Source organism: Pseudarthrobacter ribosi (assembly GCF_055412865.1).
Genome location: NZ_JBVAYZ010000013.1, coordinates 73,212 through 89,137, shown reverse-complemented (window position 1 = coordinate 89,137; position 15,926 = coordinate 73,212). Strand labels below are relative to the sequence as shown.

The following is a 15,926-nucleotide window of genomic DNA, read 5'->3' as shown; positions in this document are numbered from 1 at the left end:
AGCTCCCCAGCCAGGGTGCGCCGGTGCAGGAACAGGTGCAGGAACAGCGGCAGGAACCGCCGCCCGGGCTGGTGCTCGCACTGGACCTGGCCGGCACGGAGCTGCTGCCCGACGTCGGCGGCAAGGCGGCTAACCTCGGTGAACTGCTGCGGGCCGGGCTGCCGATTCCGGCCGGATTCTGCCTCACCACGCAGGCCTACCGGCGTGCCACGGCGCCCGCCGGGCTCGAGGTCATCCACGCCGGACTGGCCGCGGCCGCTCCGGAGGACCTTCCGGGGCTCGCCCGGCTGGCCGCCGCCGCCCGCGCCCTGATCCTGGCCGCTGACATCCCCGCTGACATTGCCGAGGCCGTCCGGGCCGCCTACACGGCACTGGGACCGGACGCGCCCGTGGCGGTGCGCTCGTCCGCGACCGCCGAGGACCTGCCGTTCGCCAGCTTCGCCGGCCAGCAGGACACCTTCCTGAACGTCGTGGGCCCCGACGCCGTCCTGGCCGCCGTCCGGCGGTGCTGGGCCTCGCTCTGGACGGACCGTGCCGTGAGCTACCGTGCCACCCACGGAATCAGCCCCGCAACGGTGTCGCTCGCCGTCGTGGTCCAGCAGATGGTGGACGCGACCGTGGCCGGTGTCCTGTTTACCGCGAACCCGGTGACCGGACGGCGCCACGAGGCGGTCATCGATGCCAGCCCCGGGCTGGGCGAGGCCGTGGTGTCCGGGGTGGTCAACCCGGACCACTTCGTCGTCGACAGCGCCACGCGGCTAATCCTCGAGCGCCGGACCGGGAGCAAAACGGTGGCCATCCGGCCACTGCCGGGTGGCGGAACCGAACGGATCGAGCAGCCCGGATCCGGGTCCCGGCCCTGCCTGGACGACGCCCAGCTCCTGGCGCTGGAGCGGCTTGGCCGGCGCGCCGAGGTGCACCTTGGCGCGCCGCAGGACCTCGAATGGGCGATTGATGGCGGCGGAGCAGCGTGGCTGACGCAGTCGCGGCCCATCACCACCCTCTACCCGCTGCCGGAGCCGCGTCGCGGCCGGGACGGGACACGCGTCTACCTGTGCTTCAGCCTGGCCCAGGGCCTGACCCGCCCGCTGACCCCGATGGGGCTGGCAGGCTTCCGGCTGATTGCCTCGTCCGTGGCACGGGCCGCGAACTTCGACGTCCCCGTGCCGCACGACGGGCCGCGGCCCTACGTCCAGGCCGGCCAGCGCCTCTTCTTCGACCTGACCCCGGTGGTGCGCAGCGCCGTGGGACGGGCCATCGTGCCGCGGGTGTTCGACATGATGGAGGCCCGCTCCGCGGTCGTGCTGCGGCGGCTGTTTGCGGACCCCCGCTTTTCCGTCACCAGCAGGTCCCCCTGGCGGGTGCTGCGGCATGTGGGCCCGGTGGCGGCGCGGGCCAGGGTCCCGGAGTCGTTGCTCCGTGCCCTGTTCCGGCCCGAGGCCGCGCTGCGCCGGGCGGAACGGTTCGGCGAACGGTTCAGGTCCGCCCTCGTCGTCCCGGCCGGGTCCACCCCGGTGCAGCGGCTGGACCATGTGGAACGCATCCTCGGACAGGAGCTCTTCCCGGTGGTACCCAACATCCTGCCGCTGCCCGCCCTGGGCTTTGCCCTCCTGGCGGGCGCCGGCCGGCTGCTGGGACCCGCCGCCGGCCCGGGGGCACTGCAGCCGGTGCTGCGGGGACTTCCCAACAATGTGACCACTGAAATGGACCTGGCACTCTGGCAGCTCGCCTCAGCCATCCGGGCCGATGCCCGATCCGCGGCGGTGTTCGAGGGCGCTGGGTTCGATGAAACACGAGTGCCGGAGCTGGTCCGCCGCTACCGGGCCCGCGAGCTGCCCGCCGTCGCGCAATCCGGGCTCGCCGGATTCCTGGGCCGCTACGGGCACCGTGCCGTGGCGGAAATTGACCTCGGGATGCCGCGCTGGTCCGACGACCCGGCCCACATCCTCGGCGTCCTGGCCAACTACCTGCGGCTGGACGATCCCGGCCAGGCCCCGGACCGGCTGTTTAGCAAAGCGGCACGCGACGCTGAGTCCCAGGTGGAGCGGCTTGCCGCCGCCGCGGGGGAGCGGGGCAGGCTGCGCGCAGCGCTGGTACGGGCGGCGTTGAAACGCACCCGGATGTTTGCCGGGTTGCGGGAACTGCCGAAGTACCACATCGTCGAGGCCCTGGCCGCGGTGCGCGGTCAGCTCCAGGCCATCGGGACCGAACTCGCGGCCGCCGGAAACATCTCCATGGCGGACGACGTCTTTTTCCTGGACCTGGCCGAGGTCCGCGAAGGCCTCGCGGGGAGGGAGCTGCACCATGTGGTTGCGCAGAGCCGTGAAGCGTACACACAGGAACTGGGCCGCCGGCATATCCCGCGGGTACTGCTCTCGGACGGGACGGAACCTGAGGCGCTACAGGCCGGCCCGGCCAGTGCGGACGCAGGATCCGCCGGACTGCTGACGGGCACTCCGGCGTCGGCGGGCACGGTCACCGCCCCGGCCCGCGTGATCCTGGAGCCGCAGGGCGCGCACCTGGAGCCGGGCGAGATCCTCGTGGCGCCGTCCACGGACCCGGGTTGGACGCCGCTGTTCCTGACCGCCGGCGGTCTGGTGATGGAAATGGGCGGCCCCAACTCGCACGGCGCCGTCGTCGCCCGGGAGTACGGGATTCCCGCAGTGGTCGGGGTTCCGGACGCTACCTCGCTGATCGTCACCGGGCACAGCGTCACGGTCGACGGCGCTGCCGGCACCGTGGTGCCGGACGCCCCATCGGCGGGGACCTAGCGACAAATGGACATGAGCGACGCGCAGGGCGCCCCGCCGGCGAGCGACACGGCCGGGCCGGAAAACCAACCGGAAACGCAGCCGGCAAACCAGCCGGAACCCGAAGCGGAGGTGCCCCAGCCGGCGGAGCCCGGCACCGACGACTCCTGGCTCCCCGGCTGGCTGGTCCGCCGGCCACTCACCGCCGGCTGGGCCTGGACGGGATTCTGGGCGGTCGTGATCGTCGCGGACGACTTCTTCGACTTTGCGGGCTGGTCCTGGTACGTGATCGTCGGGATGGCCGCCTTACCTACCCTGCTGGCGACCATCGCCCTGCTGCAGGCCACGCCGCGCCGGTATCTCAGACCGCGGAAGGACTCCGTGCTGGGGCACTTCTTCGTCCGTTTCCTCGCCCTCACCGCGGCGTTCCTCGTGTGGGGTGTCTCGGTGGTCATGAGCGCCTCGATCTCCACCACCATCCAGTCCCTCGTCGGCGCCTCCGAGCGCGAGGTCACGGCCTTGGGGTTCAATCTCCTGCTGGCCGCGGTTCCCCTCGTCGTATCCGTGCTCTGGTTGGCGTTCATCGTCCGCTGCGCGTGGTTCCTCCGGCGGCTCCGCGGCTGGAGGCAGGACCCCGCGCCGGGCGGGCTGCCCAAGAAGTTCCTGCGCGGCAGGCCCCGGCTCAGGCGGGTCGTCGTGGGACTCGCCCACCCGGGGTTGCTGCTCGTTGCCGGACTCGGGACGTCGGTCCTGGCGCTCCTGCTCGGGGCGGTCGAACTGACGCTGAATGTTTTTTCCTAGCCGCGAAGCCGGGCCGCGACCACGGAGGCGAACCGCCGGAACCGATCTGCCGGCGAAGGGTGAAACGGGCCAGTCCCGGGCGTACTGTTGAATCATGAGCTGCAAGGTTGGAGCGCGGTCACGATGACGCGCAAATGGCTGCGTTGGATGCCCGCTGCGGTGGTGCCTGCCGTGATCGCGGCCGGCGTCCTCTCCGGATCCCTTCCCGCGAGCGCCGGAGACCCGCTGCCGGAGAAGACCCCGCAGCAGGTGCTGCTCATGGTCGCCCAGCACGGCGAGAAGTCCCTGTCCGGGACGCTGGAACAAACCTCCGAGATGGGCCTGCCGGAACTTCCGAAGGCCGGTGCCGGGTCCCCGGAGACCGCCTGGCTGGAACTGCTGACCGGACCGCACACAGCTCGTGTCTACCTGGACGGGCCGGAGAAGGCCCGGGTGCAGATCATGGACCGGATGGCGGAACGGAACGCGGTCCGGAACGGTAACGAGCTCTGGTTCTACAACTCCAAGGACAACACCGCCGCCCACGCCCAGCTGCCCGCCGATGCCGACGGCCGCCATGAAGCCCGCCCCGGGACCGTAGCGACCCCCGAGGAGCTGGCCGACAAGCTGCTCGGCAAGCTCGACGCGAGCACCGAGGTGACCGTCGGAGCGGACGTCCAGGTCGCCGGACGGGCCGCCTACAATCTCCTGCTGACCCCGACGTCGGATGCCACCCTGGTGGGTTCCGTCGCCATCGCGGTCGACGGCGAAAGCGGACTTCCGCTCGGCGTGAAAGTGAAGGCGCGGGGACAGGCCGAGCCGGCCTTCAGCGTGGCCTACACGAGCCTCACGCTGGAGGCCCCGGATGCCGCCATCTTCAACTTCACCCCGCCGCCCGGCGCCACCGTGGAGGAAATCCCGGTGCCGGACCACAAGGCCGCCGCCCTGCCGCCGTCGGACGCTGCCGCGAAGGCTGCCAAGCGGCCGACCGTCACAGGCGCGGGTTGGGCCTCGGTGCTCGAATTCCCGGCCGGGGCCGTGGCGATGCCGGGCCAGGCACAGCTTCAGCAGGGAACCCCGGATCCTGCAACCGCCAACCCGCTGCGGCCCGGACCCTCGGACCCGAAGGGAACCCGGTCCGGCGCGGCCGCCCTGCTGGAGCAGGCCGCGGTCGCTGTCCCGGGCGGGCGGCTCGTGTCGACGTCGCTGGTGAATGTGCTGATCCTCGACGACGGGCGCATCCTGGCCGGTTCCGTGCCGTTGGAGCGGCTGCAGGCCGCCGCCACGCCGCGGTGAACGACTTGGCGAACTACCCGGTGAACCGCCCGGTGTCCGCCGCGTGACCGCCGCCGCGCCGGCGACGGAACTAAGCATCGAGACGACCGGTCTCAGCAAGCGCTTCGGCCACCAGCTGGCCGTCGACGGCGTTGATCTGGCCGTGCCCAGGGGTTCGGTCTTCGGCTTCCTGGGTCCCAATGGCTCGGGAAAGACGACCACCATCCGGCTCATGCTCGGTCTCGCCGCGCCCACGGCTGGCTCCGTCCGGCTCCTCGGCGAGGAAATGCCGCGGCTACTGCACGCGGTGCTGCCGCGCGTGGGTGCCCTGGTCGAGGGACCGGCTTTCTATCCTTTCCTTTCCGGGGCCGCCAACCTGCACCGGTTCGACGCCGCTGACCCGCATGTTCCCGCCGCCACCCGGAAGGCCCGGGTCCAGTCGGCGCTGGAGCGGGTGGGGCTGACGCATGCCGCGGACAAAAAAGTCCGGGCCTATTCGCTGGGCATGAAGCAGAGGCTCGGCATCGCCAATGCCCTGCTCGCACCCCGGGACCTCCTGATCCTGGACGAACCCACGAACGGGCTGGATCCGCAGGGCACGCGGGAGGTCCGCAGCCTGGTCCGCTCGCTCGCGGCCGACGGCGCCACCGTGTTTGTCTCCAGCCACCTGCTGGCCGAGGTGGAACAGATCTGCACCCACGCGGCCATCATGAGCGCGGGCCGGCTGGTGGCGCAGGGAACCCTCACGGAACTGCGCCAGGGCGGGCAGGCACGGATCCGCGTCTTGACGCCCGACGCGGGAACCGCGGCCGAGGTGCTGGCCCGGCTGGGCCTGAACACGGCCGCAAGTGCCGGCGGTGCAGCGCCCTGCGGCGGCGAGGTCCTCTACGCGCCGCTTCCCGTGGCGGCCGGGAACGGAGCCGTGGCACCGGAAGCGGTGGTGGCCGCCCTGGTGGCCGCCGGCGTCCGGGTCCGGGGCTTCTCCACCGAGCAGGTCAGCCTGGAAGATCGCTTCGTGGCGCTGACGGGGGAGGGCTTTGACGTTGTCCAGTAAAGAATCCGCGTCCACGCCCCGGGGGCAGTGGGGCCGCGGTCTGTTCGCCTCCGAGCTCGGGGTGCTTTTCCGCCGCCGACGGACCTGGGCCATGCTGTGCGCCCTGGCAGCCATTCCGATCCTGATCGCCGTGGCCGTGCGGCTGTCCTCCGCGGTTCCGCCGGGACGGGGACCGGCGTTCCTGGACCGCATCACGCAGAACGGCTTGTTTGTTGGCGTGACGGCCATGCTGGTGTCCGTCCCGCTGTTCCTGCCGTTGACCGTGGGGGTGGTGGCAGGCGATACCGTGGCCGGCGAGGCCGGGCTGGGAACGCTGCGGTACCTGCTGGTGGCGCCCGCGGGCCGGGTCCGACTGCTGCTCGTGAAATACGCCGGGGCCGTGGCCTTCGCCGTCGCGGCGCCGCTCGTGGTGGCGCTGGTCGGGGCCGGCATCGGTGCGGCGCTGTTCCCCGTGGGGCCGGTCACGCTGCTCTCCGGGGATTCGATCGGTGCAGCCGAGGCGCTGCAGCGGCTGCTGCTGATTGCCGCCTACCTTGCCGTGTCGCTGATGGGGCTGTCGGCGATCGGGCTCTTTATGTCCACACTCACGGATGTCCCCGTGGGCGCGATGGCGTCCACGGTGGTGCTCTCGGTGGTCTCGCAGGTCCTCGACGCGCTGCCGCAGCTGGAATGGCTGCACCCGTGGCTGTTCAGCCACTACTGGCTGGACTTCGCCGACCTGCTCCGCCAGCCCATCGCCTGGGATTCCTTCCTCACCAATGCACTCCTGCAGGGCGGCTACGTCGCCGTGTTCGGTGCGCTCGCCTACGGCCGGTTCGTCACCAAGGACGTGCTTTCCTGACAGCGGCCTTCGGGCTGCGGCTTCCAGCCTGCTGCCGCTCAGCAGCGGGCGGCCACGGGGTGGAGCTGCATTCCTGACATCGACAGGGCTCAGGCGTGCTGGTGTGATTCGTGTTCCGCGTGGGAGACCGGTTCCAGCTGGAAGGTGCAGTGCTCGGTGTCAAAGTGCGAGCCCAGGCAACTGACGAGCTTGTCCAGGATCTGGTCGGCGCCGCGGGCACCCAGGGCCGCATCCTCCACCACCACGTGGGCTGAAAAGACGGGCACGCCGGAGGTGATGGTCCAGATGTGGATGTCGTGTACGGACACCACACCCTCCACGGCAAGGATGTGCTCGCGGATCATCTGCACTTCCACGCCCTTGGGGGTCGCCTCCAGCAGCACGTCCACCACGTCGCGGAGCAGGTGCCAGGCCCGCGGCAGGATCATCAGCGCGATGACGATCGAGGCGATGGTGTCCGCCGCCTGGAAGCCCGTGACCATGATGACCACGGCCGCGGCGATCACGGCGAAGGAGCCGAGCAGGTCGCCGAGCACCTCAAGATAGGCGCCGCGGACGTTGAGGCTCTCCTTCTGTGCGCCGCGGAGGATCAGCAGGGACACGAGGTTGGCGACGGCGCCGAGGACGGCCGCGGCAAGCATGACGTCGGTCTGCACCTCGGGTGCGGACCCAAGCCGCCGGATGGCCTCCGTGAAGATGACCACCGAGATCACAATCAGCACCAGGGCGTTGGCCAGGGCGGCCAGGACCTCGGCGCGCTGGTAGCCGTAGGTGCGCTGCTCGCTCGCCGGCCGGGCGGCTATCCAGGCGGCCAGCAGGGCGATGAAGACCCCGGCCGCGTCGGACAGCATGTGGCCGGCATCGGCCAGCAGGGCCAGGGAGCCGGAAATCAGCGCGCCGACGATCTGGATCAGGACGACGGCGAGGGTGATGGCCAGGACGGCGACCAGGCGCTTCCGGTGCTTGGCGGTGCCGGTCAGGCCGTGCGAGTGGCTGTGGTCGTGTCCCATGCCTACAAGGCTAGCCCCAGCCGAGCTCATGCAGGCGATCGTCGCTGATGCCGAAGTGGTGTGCAATCTCGTGAACCACGGTGACCGTCACCTCGTCGATGACGTCCTCGCGTGTTTCGCAGATGTCCAGGATCGGCTGGCGGTAGATGGTGATGCGGTCCGGCAGCGAGCCGGCGTCCCACCACGAGTCCCGTTCGGTCAGCGGCACGCCCTCGTAGAGGCCCAGCAGGACGGTGTCCGGATCGTCGCCGGGCTGGGGGGTGTAGTCGTCCTCGATGAAGATGGCCACGTTGTTCATGGTCTTGGCGAGGTCCGGCGGGATCCGGTCCAGGGCGTCGTTCACCGCGGCTTCGAAGTCGGTCTCGGACATCGGGAACGGCGCGTGGTCGTGGCCGGCGCCGTTCCCGCCGTCGTCCGGGCTGTCCGGACCGTCCGGAATGATCGGGAGGCCTGGCGGCAGGGAGGCGGGCATAGCTGAAACTCTAGCGCCGAATCAGCGGGACCGGCGCCGCGTCAGTCCCACCCCCACGAGGCAGATCGCGCCGCCGACCAGGCCCCACACGGTGGGGATCTCGCCGAGCACCAGCCAGGAGATCAGGATCGTGGTGCCGGGCACCAGATAGGTGGTGGCGGCCAGCCGGCCGGCGTCGATCAGCGACAGGGCATAGGCCCAGGTGGTGAAGGCGATCGCGGTGGGGAAAACGCCGAGGTAGACGAGGCCCAGGGTGGCCGGCAGCGGGGCCGCCTGCAGTTCGAAGATCAGCTGGCCGCTGAAGGGCAGGCAGCAGATGGCGCCGACCATGATCCCGAACCAGGTGGCCTGGGCGGCGGGGATCTTCCGCAGCACCGGCTTCTGCACGATCACACTCACCGCGGCGAGGGCCGCGGCCAGCAGGCACAGCAGCACCCCGGCGACGTCCGCCGTCGACCGCTGGCCGGAACCCAGGGCGATCACCGCGACCCCGCCGAACGCGACGAGGCTGCCGATAATCAGCCAGCGCGGGAAGCCCTCCTTGAGGATCACGCCAGCCATGATGGCGACCAGGATCGGGTTGACGTTGATCAGCAGGGCGGCCGTGCCGGCGTCGAGGAGGTGCTCCGCGGCGTTCAGCGCCACGTTGTAGCCGCCGAACCACATGACGCCGTAGGCCAGGATGGGCCACCATTCGCGGCCCCGGGGGAGGTTGCGGGTCTTCAGGAGTTGCGGGAGCACCACCAGGCCCAGCACGACGGCGGCAATGGCCAGCCGGCCCAGGGTCAGGGAGCCGGGGGAGAAGCTCGGTCCCACGGCCCGGATGCCCACAAAGGCGGACGCCCACAGCACCACGGTGACCACGACGGCGGCGATGCCGAGCCGGCTGATCTGGCCCGGCTGCAGGGTCTTGGACGGGGGAGCGGGGGCGGGAGCATGCGGCGGCACTTCGTGGGTGCCGTCCTGGTGCGTGCCGTCCGGCTGGGGGGAGCCTGTCTGGGCGGTTGTGGCCATGCTGCCAATCTAGTCCGCGCGGCGGCCCCGGGACTGGCGGAAATCGGCCATGTCTAGTCGAGTTCCTGCCAACCGGGGCGCAGCCGCGCCCGGCGGCTCACCGGAGGCGTCGGGCGGCGGCCTGGATTGCCGCTGCGACCTCCTCGAGGGCCGCCGATCCGTGCCGCCACTGCTGCCAGTGAAGCGGCACGTCCACGTGCGCGGCGACGTCCAGGGACACCAGCGTGCGGCGCTTCAGTTCCTCCGACACTTCGATCTCGGGAAGCAGTCCCCAGCCCATTCCCCAGCGGATGGCTTCGCCGAACTCGTGGGCCGCCGGGACATAGTGCCGGGGCGGCTGGAGTGCCTGGCGGCTCACGGACCGCAGGTACCGGTCCTGCAGGTCGTCCTTGCGGTCGAAAATGATGACCGGGGCGGCGGCGAGCGTTTCCGGCGTTGCCCCGCCGGAGAACCACCGGGCGGCGAAGTCCGGCGTGCAGACCGGCAGGTAGCGCATGACGCCCAGGCGCCGCGAGGAGCAGCCCGGCGCCGCCGTGGCCGTGGTGGTGATGGCAGCGGCTGCGGCGCCGCTGCGGAGGAGCTCCAGCGAGTAGTCCTGGTCCTCGCGCAGAATCTCCAGCTGGACCTTGTCCGCCACGGCCGCCAGCCCGGGCAGCGCCCAGGTGTGCAGGGAATCGCTGTTGATGACCAGGGTCAGCCGGACGCTGGCGGGCTGCGCGCCGGGTTGTAGCTCTTCGGCCAGATCGGCGGAGAGCATGTCCAGCTGCCGGGCGAAGCGCACCACCGCGTGGCCGGCGGACGTGAGTTCGACGGGGCGGGTCCGTTTCAGCACCGGCCGGCCGACGGCCACTTCGAGGGCGCGGACGCGCTGGCTCACCGCCGACGCCGTCACGCGGAGGTGGCTGGCTGCGGCCTCGAAGCTTCCGTGGGCCACGATGGCCGCGAGGGTCCGGGCCTGATCCGGATGAATGTCGATCATTAGCTCATCTTATGTTGACCAAGAATTATTAACTGGTTTCATGTTCTTGGGCCCTCTAGCGTTAAACCCGTGATCCTCTCTCTCCTTTCGGGCTTGGCAAGCGGGCTGTCCCTTATCGTCGCCATCGGCGCGCAGAACGCCTTCGTGCTCCGCCAGGGCGCCCAGCGCTCGCACGTTCTGCTGGTTGTTGCCGTGTGCGCCCTCTCCGACGTCCTGCTGATCGTGCTGGGCGTGGCCGGGGTCGGCGTCCTCATCGAGCAGGCGCCCGGCGTGCTCGACGTCGTGCGCTGGGCCGGAGCCGCCTTCCTCCTGGCCTACGGCGGCATGGCAGCAATGCGGGCCATCCGCGGAACGCAGGCGTCCCGGCCGGTGGCCGGGCAGAAGGGAACCTGGGCGGCCGCGCTGGGGACCTGCCTCGCGCTGACCTGGCTCAACCCCCACGTCTACCTGGACACCGTCCTGCTGCTGGGGTCCCTGGCCGGCACCCACGGCCCGGACGGGCGGTGGTGGTTTGCCGGCGGGGCTGGCCTGGGCAGCATCGCGTGGTTCGCCGCCCTCGGCGCCGGTGCCCGGTTCCTCGCGCCGGTGTTCGCCCGGCCGGGCAGCTGGCGCGTGCTCGACGGCGGCATTGCCTTGGTCATGGTCACCCTGGCTGTCATGCTCGTGGCCTGAGCCTGTCACCCGTTCCGCGCCTCACCGCACAACACAACTCGATAAAGGAAGCCCCCATGTACGTCCCCTCGCACTTCACCGCCGACCAGCAAGTCATCAATGAACTGCTCTCGAACCCGGGCGCCGCCAATCTGGTGACCTCGACGGAGCGCGGGCTGCTCGCGACGCTGCTGCCGTTCGTCTATGACCCGGAGGCCGGCGACCACGGGGCGCTGCTGGGCCACCTCGCCCGCAACAACGACCAGTGGCTGCTGCCGGCGCTGGGGGAGTCCCTGGTCATCATCCAGCGCTCCGACGCGTACATCTCCCCGTCGTGGTACCCGTCCAAGGCCGAACATGGCCGGGTGGTTCCCACGTGGAACTACACCACGGCGCACGTCCACGGCCGGCTGGTCATCCACGACGACCCGGCCTGGGTGGAAGACCTGGTCCGACGGCTGACCACATTGCACGAGGCGTCGTCGGCAGAGCCCTGGACCGTGGACGATGCCCCCGCGCGTTTCATCGCCGGGCAGCTCCGGGCGATTGTCGGCGTCGAACTTCTCATCACGCGGGTGGAGGCGAAGCGGAAGCAGAGCCAGAACCGGCCGGCCGCCGATGTGGACGGCGTCATCGCGGGACTGCGGGCCAGGGGCGACCTGGAGTCGGCCGGCGACGTGGAGCGGGCGCAGCAGGAGTCCCGGCCGGACTGAGTGCCCCGGCAGCCGGCGGCCGGGGATTTTGGATAATCCGGGGGTCTGCCCTTATAGTTTTATAGTCCAGTTCGGAGGAACCCGAAAGGACAAAAACGACAGGCTTCGGGCCTTAATTTTTGTCCTGGTTTATATCGTGTTTATTCGGATGGCGTTCTGGCCCCCATCGTCTAGCGGCCTAGGACACCGCCCTTTCACGGCGGCGGCACGGGTTCGAATCCCGTTGGGGGTACGCAAGGAACTGGTCAAGCCGGCTGTGAAAGTCTGGTAGGCTAAAGGCCTTGAAAAATTGCAGTAGCGATACTGCAGAGAAGCAAGAAAATAGCAAGGCCCTGTAGCGCAGTTGGTTAGCGCGCCGCCCTGTCACGGCGGAGGTCGCGGGTTCAAGTCCCGTCAGGGTCGCTCTGATTGCCAGAAGAAATTCCGGCTCTCATGGTGACATGTCACCTAGGCTCTGTAGCTCAGTTGGTAGAGCGTTCGACTGAAAATCGAAAGGTCACCGGATCGACGCCGGTCGGAGCCACCAGCTAGAACCCCGCAGTTCCCAGTGTTTACACGGGATCTGCGGGGTTTTTTCGTTGTGCGGGAAAGCCGGCGCTTCAGCCGGAATCAGGGGGGAATCAGCCCAGATCGGGAACAGCCCACTGGTATCCCCTTGGTAGAAGCCTCGCTGGCATGAGGCCACCCGCGCTGACATGCGAGCGGCTTCAGCCCATTAAAATCCCGAGGCATGGCCCCCTCGATGGATCGAGGCCAGGCTACGCACGCCAGGACAGATACTCTCGTCGCAAATTACCCTGATCGAAGCGTCCTCTCGGCCGCGAAGGCGAGCCGGACATGCGGTTGGTGGATTCCGCCATGATTCCGGCGGCCCGCTCCGGGCCACCGCTTCCCCGGGTCCCCATTGACGGCGCGGCCGTCCGGGCCGGAACCCCGCGCCGGGCGAAAGCCGGCTGATTTCGTACCATTGCGCTTGGACGCAGGCCAGGGTCCGTTCAGCTGTTGCCGGCGTACACGAGGCTCTCGGGGTCAGTTTGGTTTGCTGGGGCATCGGCGAGTCCTTGCGGGGACAGGTCCAAGTCGTTCACGCTGGGTGGTTCGATGTGGGTTGCGGGGTACGCGGCTTCGGGGGCGTGGTGGTTCGACACGAGGTCTCCCTGTTCCTGGTTGAATGCAGAGCCGAGGAGGCTGCCAGTCATTAGCGAAGGATCTCCATCTGGAATCCGCACCGGCAGCGCAGAACCCGGGTCCGGAGATGGACGCCGAGGAACTCGGCAGGACCGGTGTGGGTCGAAACGGGCCAAGGCCCGCTGAGCAATTCGGGGTCCGCCGCGGACATGGGCTTCTGGCAGCGGATGTAGGCGGCGTTCTCTTGCACGAGGTCTCCGTCGCTTTGTGTCCGGATCAGACATCCGGGACACGCCGCCCTGAGCGCGGATATCAACCATAATGAGTTCCAGCGTCATCAACAGCACCGGCATCCTCCGCGCCGTATGCGGTGACGCGGCCTTTGTTGGCTGCCTGAACTGCTTCGATGATTTCGGGGTGAGCCCCGGCGTAGTTATCCGAGGCGAAGCCCCGGTACGCCGGGTCGTGCAGGCGCCCCGCCAGTCTCTGCGGGACGCCTGTTTTGGTATCAACGCTGACGCTCATGCCGGTGCGCCCACGAGGTAACCGGCCGTGAGGGGCAAGCGCTGCCCGTTGATCTGTTCTGCCTCCCGGCCGAAGATCCGCTGTACAGCGTCGGCAAGGACACTGACATCGGTGAAGCCCGGAAATTTCCGTTCCGGCTGGGCTGCGCGCATCCGGTCATCGACCAGAGCCTTGACGACGAAGACCAGGGCGGCTGAGTGCTGAGCGGAGAGGGGGCTTTCGGTTCCTTCCTGCAGGTGCCGGAATCCGTCGGCCACGGCCAGGGTCCATGCCTCGGCCGCGGACTTGACGGCGGCATAGGCGGCGCCGTCCGCTGTCGGCGAGGAAGCGGACTGTGCGGAAACGATGGCCAGGCGACCCACAGGGGAGGTAGCCAAGTCATGGTAAAACGCCCGGCTGGTGTTCCTCAGGGTGGTGAGGACGCTGGTGTGCAGGAAGTCCCAGTCTGCATCCGTCTGGCCTTTAATGCCGGTACCGCCTCGCCACCCTCCTACAAGATGGATAAGGCCGTCCACGGGCCCCAGATCGTTCCGGACAGACGTCGCCAAGTCCTCAACGGCTTGCAGGTCCGCGAGGTTGCAGACATAGCCCGTGACGTTGTCGTACGTTACCGAGAGTTCCTGCACTCGGTCCTCAAGAATGTCCACGGCGGCCACGCGTGCCCCTGCTTGCGAGAGGGTGCGGACTACCGCGACGCCGGCAGCGCTTGTCGAACCGGCGACGACGACTGTCCGCCCCGAGAGGTCCTGGCTCATGCGCCCGCCTCGCCCTCAGTCTTCACAGGCCCCATACCGGTGATCCCCGCAGTTGATTCAATGACCGAGGACATCTTCTTCTCCAGTGCCTCGTAGAACATCGACAGGGGGAATTCGTCATCAAGGATCTGGTCCGTCAGACCCCGGGGAGGGCCGTCGAGCGGAAGGGCCTCCGGTCCCTTGGCCCACACGGAGGCCGGGTGGGGGGTGAGAGTTTCCGAGACGAGCTCGTAGGCAGCCAGCCAGTGTGCGGTCTTCGGCCGGTCGATTGAACGCCAGTAGAGTTCCTCGATGCGGAGACCCAGCTCGACGACCACGCCGGCGACGTCCTTCCAGTCGATGCTCAACTTACCATCGGTCCAGTGCAGGACCCGGTGCTGGTGCATCCAGGCGAACAGTAATTGGCCGCCCACGGCGTCGTAGTTACGGACCCGGTTCCCGGTAATCGCGAAGCGGAAAATGCGGTCGAAGATCACAGCGTACTGGACCAGCTTGGCGTGCTTGCGGGCGTTCTCGGAAGCCGTTTCGTCCCGCTCGATGAGGACTGATTCGCGGAAGGCGGTCAGGTCACAGCGGAGCTCCTCCAGGGAGTACAGGAAATACGGCATCCGCTGCTTGATCATGAACGGGTCAAAGGGCAGGTCACCGCGCATGTGGGTCCGGTCATGGATCAGGTCCCACATCACGAAGGTCTTCTCCGTGAGGTGCTGGTCTTCGATGAATTCCGCGGCGTCAGCCGGCAGGTCCAGGGAAGTGATGTCGGCAGCAGCTTTTAGGACGCGACGGAACCGGGCAGCTTCGCGGTCCGCGAAAATGCCTCCCCAAGTGAAGGAGGGGGTGCTCCGGACCGCTACGCTCTCGGGGAAGAGAACTGCGGAGTTCGTGTCATAGCCGGGCGTGAAATCGACGAAGCTGATGGGAACGAACAGCTTGTTGGAGTAGTTTGCTGCCTCCAGTTCAGCGACGAAAGACGGCCAAATGACCTCGATGAGGACCGCCTCGAAGTAGCGGTTGGTGCTGCCGTTCTGCGTGTACATGGGGAACACAACCAAGTGCGTCAACCCATCGATGCGCCACTGCTCGGGGTGGAAGGCCACCAATGAGTCGAGGAAATCCGGTACGACGAAGCCCTCGGACGCCCACCGCTGGAAGTCCTGCACGAGCAGTTCAAGGTAGTCCGTGTCGTGGGGGAGGAGGGGGCGCAGGTCGTTGATTGAGTCAGTAATGATGCCGACATTCCGGCGGGCCCGGTCATGATCAGCGGGTTCCGGAACGGAACCGTCCTGCACTTGAACCTGCTGCAGTCCGATGACGGCTGCCTTCAGAGCCTGCCATGCCGGGAGCGCCTTGAGGTCTTCTGCCCGGGCGGTTGTCACTTCCGGGTCTGCGATTACAGACATGCTCGTTCCTTCCGTTGAGGGGATTCCTGAAGAAGCTAGCACTGCATAAGCATACGTGAAGGGTTATTCCCTTATGCATAAGGAATACTCTTGCTCGGTGCCGTCTCTTCGCTGCTATGCCTGCGCCTGACCTTAAGGTCGGCCTCTCTAGGGCATCCCATAAACGGCGCATCACGATTGAAGAAGCCGCACTATCGGCTAGATCCGAGACTCAGCTCCTGCCACTCGTGCCGATCAGTGGATGCCTTGGCAGTAAGAGCGCACCCGCGCTGCTGCTGATCAGCGGGGCCCGTGCGGCCGCCCTTGGGCATCCAACTCGACACGTTGGGTGTAATGGTCTTAATCGCCGCCTATCGACGCGGCAGGTCGTTGCAAAGCAGAAAGGGCTTCCTCTGGGGCGAGTCTGAGAGGCGCTTGCTGGTCGAACCGGAAAGTTCATCGACATGCGCCCTGCTTGACGAGATGTTCAGACACCTCTTGTGCATCCTTACCCCAGGCATCGTTCGCCTAACGCCGGCCGCCTGCAATAGCAGATCATCAGAGCCGCTTACTCATTCGATGGATTAACATCAGTAACTC

Annotated in this window: 15 protein-coding genes and 3 tRNA genes; 10 read left to right on the top strand and 8 right to left on the bottom strand. The window is 68.3% G+C overall.

The window, feature by feature from the left end; genetic code table 11:
* Positions 1-35: 35 nt before the first annotated feature.
* From ACZYZ5_RS13875 to ACZYZ5_RS13855, 5 genes are all read left to right on the top strand, one after another.
* Positions 36-2,771, top strand: a complete 2,736-nt coding sequence (locus ACZYZ5_RS13875) for a PEP/pyruvate-binding domain-containing protein (RefSeq protein WP_463902385.1) — start codon at positions 36-38, stop codon at positions 2,769-2,771.
* Positions 2,772-2,783: 12 nt separating this feature from the next.
* The gene (locus ACZYZ5_RS13870; protein WP_463902351.1) at positions 2,784-3,551 is read left to right on the top strand and encodes a hypothetical protein; all 768 of its coding nucleotides are present in this window, start codon (positions 2,784-2,786) and stop codon (positions 3,549-3,551) included.
* Positions 3,552-3,674: 123 nt separating this feature from the next.
* Positions 3,675-4,826 carry a LolA family protein gene (locus ACZYZ5_RS13865; RefSeq protein ID WP_463902350.1) on the top strand — a complete coding sequence of 384 codons (1,152 nt, stop codon included), beginning with the start codon at positions 3,675-3,677 and terminating at the stop codon, positions 4,824-4,826.
* 43 nt (positions 4,827-4,869) lie between these two features.
* On the top strand, positions 4,870-5,859 hold the full coding sequence (locus ACZYZ5_RS13860) for an ABC transporter ATP-binding protein (protein WP_463902348.1): 990 nt from the start codon (positions 4,870-4,872) through the stop codon (positions 5,857-5,859).
* Positions 5,849-6,700, top strand: a complete 852-nt coding sequence (locus ACZYZ5_RS13855) for an ABC transporter permease (protein WP_463902347.1) — start codon at positions 5,849-5,851, stop codon at positions 6,698-6,700. Before ACZYZ5_RS13860 ends, ACZYZ5_RS13855 begins: the two co-directional genes overlap by 11 nt.
* A gap of 89 nt (positions 6,701-6,789) precedes the next feature.
* Here the strand turns inward: ACZYZ5_RS13855 and ACZYZ5_RS13850 are convergent, their stop codons facing one another.
* The 4 genes from ACZYZ5_RS13850 to ACZYZ5_RS13835 all read right to left on the bottom strand — a co-directional run bounded on the left by ACZYZ5_RS13850 (position 6,790) and on the right by ACZYZ5_RS13835 (position 10,175).
* Positions 6,790-7,710, bottom strand: a complete 921-nt coding sequence (locus ACZYZ5_RS13850; RefSeq protein ID WP_463902346.1) for a cation diffusion facilitator family transporter — start codon at positions 7,708-7,710, stop codon at positions 6,790-6,792.
* A 10-nt stretch (positions 7,711-7,720) separates the two neighbouring features.
* Positions 7,721-8,182, bottom strand: a complete 462-nt coding sequence (locus ACZYZ5_RS13845) for a metallopeptidase family protein (RefSeq protein WP_463902345.1) — start codon at positions 8,180-8,182, stop codon at positions 7,721-7,723.
* Positions 8,183-8,203: 21 nt separating this feature from the next.
* Entirely contained in the window at positions 8,204-9,196 is a 993-nt protein-coding gene (locus ACZYZ5_RS13840) for a DMT family transporter (protein WP_463902343.1), read from the bottom strand.
* A 97-nt stretch (positions 9,197-9,293) separates the two neighbouring features.
* A complete protein-coding gene (locus tag ACZYZ5_RS13835; RefSeq protein ID WP_463902340.1) occupies positions 9,294-10,175 on the bottom strand; it encodes an ArgP/LysG family DNA-binding transcriptional regulator in 882 nt (293 codons plus the stop codon).
* A 69-nt stretch (positions 10,176-10,244) separates the two neighbouring features.
* On the opposite strand from ACZYZ5_RS13835, the gene ACZYZ5_RS13830 reads away from it, so the two are divergent.
* The 5 genes from ACZYZ5_RS13830 to ACZYZ5_RS13810 all read left to right on the top strand — a co-directional run bounded on the left by ACZYZ5_RS13830 (position 10,245) and on the right by ACZYZ5_RS13810 (position 12,065).
* A complete protein-coding gene (locus tag ACZYZ5_RS13830) occupies positions 10,245-10,847 on the top strand; it encodes a LysE/ArgO family amino acid transporter (protein ID WP_463902339.1) in 603 nt (200 codons plus the stop codon).
* 56 nt (positions 10,848-10,903) lie between these two features.
* A complete protein-coding gene (locus ACZYZ5_RS13825; RefSeq protein ID WP_463902337.1) occupies positions 10,904-11,539 on the top strand; it encodes an FMN-binding negative transcriptional regulator in 636 nt (211 codons plus the stop codon).
* A 159-nt stretch (positions 11,540-11,698) separates the two neighbouring features.
* A tRNA-Glu gene (locus ACZYZ5_RS13820) sits at positions 11,699-11,771 on the top strand.
* A 96-nt stretch (positions 11,772-11,867) separates the two neighbouring features.
* Positions 11,868-11,941, top strand: a tRNA-Asp gene (locus ACZYZ5_RS13815).
* 48 nt (positions 11,942-11,989) lie between these two features.
* Positions 11,990-12,065 (top strand) — tRNA-Phe (locus ACZYZ5_RS13810).
* Positions 12,066-12,534: 469 nt separating this feature from the next.
* On the opposite strand, the gene ACZYZ5_RS13805 is transcribed toward ACZYZ5_RS13810, so the two are convergent.
* The 4 genes from ACZYZ5_RS13805 to ACZYZ5_RS13790 form a co-directional block, all read right to left on the bottom strand.
* Positions 12,535-12,738, bottom strand: coding sequence for a hypothetical protein (locus ACZYZ5_RS13805; RefSeq protein ID WP_463902335.1), 204 nt, complete (start codon positions 12,736-12,738; stop codon positions 12,535-12,537).
* 241 nt (positions 12,739-12,979) lie between these two features.
* Positions 12,980-13,192 carry a hypothetical protein gene (locus tag ACZYZ5_RS13800; RefSeq protein WP_463902333.1) on the bottom strand — a complete coding sequence of 71 codons (213 nt, stop codon included), beginning with the start codon at positions 13,190-13,192 and terminating at the stop codon, positions 12,980-12,982.
* Entirely contained in the window at positions 13,189-13,947 is a 759-nt protein-coding gene (locus ACZYZ5_RS13795; RefSeq protein WP_463902331.1) for an SDR family NAD(P)-dependent oxidoreductase, read from the bottom strand. Before ACZYZ5_RS13795 ends, ACZYZ5_RS13800 begins: the two co-directional genes overlap by 4 nt.
* Positions 13,944-15,347, bottom strand: coding sequence for a DUF6421 family protein (locus tag ACZYZ5_RS13790; RefSeq protein WP_463902328.1), 1,404 nt, complete (start codon positions 15,345-15,347; stop codon positions 13,944-13,946). The genes ACZYZ5_RS13795 and ACZYZ5_RS13790 overlap by 4 nt, the downstream gene beginning before the upstream one ends.
* Positions 15,348-15,926: the final 579 nt, after the last annotated feature.

Bases quoted from the DNA above. Each gene is read 5' to 3' on its own strand.
- ACZYZ5_RS13870 (WP_463902351.1), top strand. From the start codon at position 2,784: ATGAGCGACGCGCAGGGCGCCCCGCCGGCGAGCGACACGGCCGGGCCG.
- ACZYZ5_RS13865 (WP_463902350.1), top strand. From the start codon at position 3,675: ATGACGCGCAAATGGCTGCGTTGGATGCCCGCTGCGGTGGTGCCTGCC.
- ACZYZ5_RS13850 (WP_463902346.1), bottom strand. From the start codon at position 7,710: ATGGGACACGACCACAGCCACTCGCACGGCCTGACCGGCACCGCCAAG.
- ACZYZ5_RS13845 (WP_463902345.1), bottom strand. From the start codon at position 8,182: ATGCCCGCCTCCCTGCCGCCAGGCCTCCCGATCATTCCGGACGGTCCG.
- ACZYZ5_RS13840 (WP_463902343.1), bottom strand. From the start codon at position 9,196: ATGGCCACAACCGCCCAGACAGGCTCCCCCCAGCCGGACGGCACGCAC.
- ACZYZ5_RS13835 (WP_463902340.1), bottom strand. From the start codon at position 10,175: ATGATCGACATTCATCCGGATCAGGCCCGGACCCTCGCGGCCATCGTG.
- ACZYZ5_RS13825 (WP_463902337.1), top strand. From the start codon at position 10,904: ATGTACGTCCCCTCGCACTTCACCGCCGACCAGCAAGTCATCAATGAA.
- ACZYZ5_RS13805 (WP_463902335.1), bottom strand. From the start codon at position 12,738: ATGACTGGCAGCCTCCTCGGCTCTGCATTCAACCAGGAACAGGGAGAC.
- ACZYZ5_RS13800 (WP_463902333.1), bottom strand. From the start codon at position 13,192: ATGAGCGTCAGCGTTGATACCAAAACAGGCGTCCCGCAGAGACTGGCG.
- ACZYZ5_RS13795 (WP_463902331.1), bottom strand. From the start codon at position 13,947: ATGAGCCAGGACCTCTCGGGGCGGACAGTCGTCGTCGCCGGTTCGACA.
- ACZYZ5_RS13790 (WP_463902328.1), bottom strand. From the start codon at position 15,347: ATGTCTGTAATCGCAGACCCGGAAGTGACAACCGCCCGGGCAGAAGAC.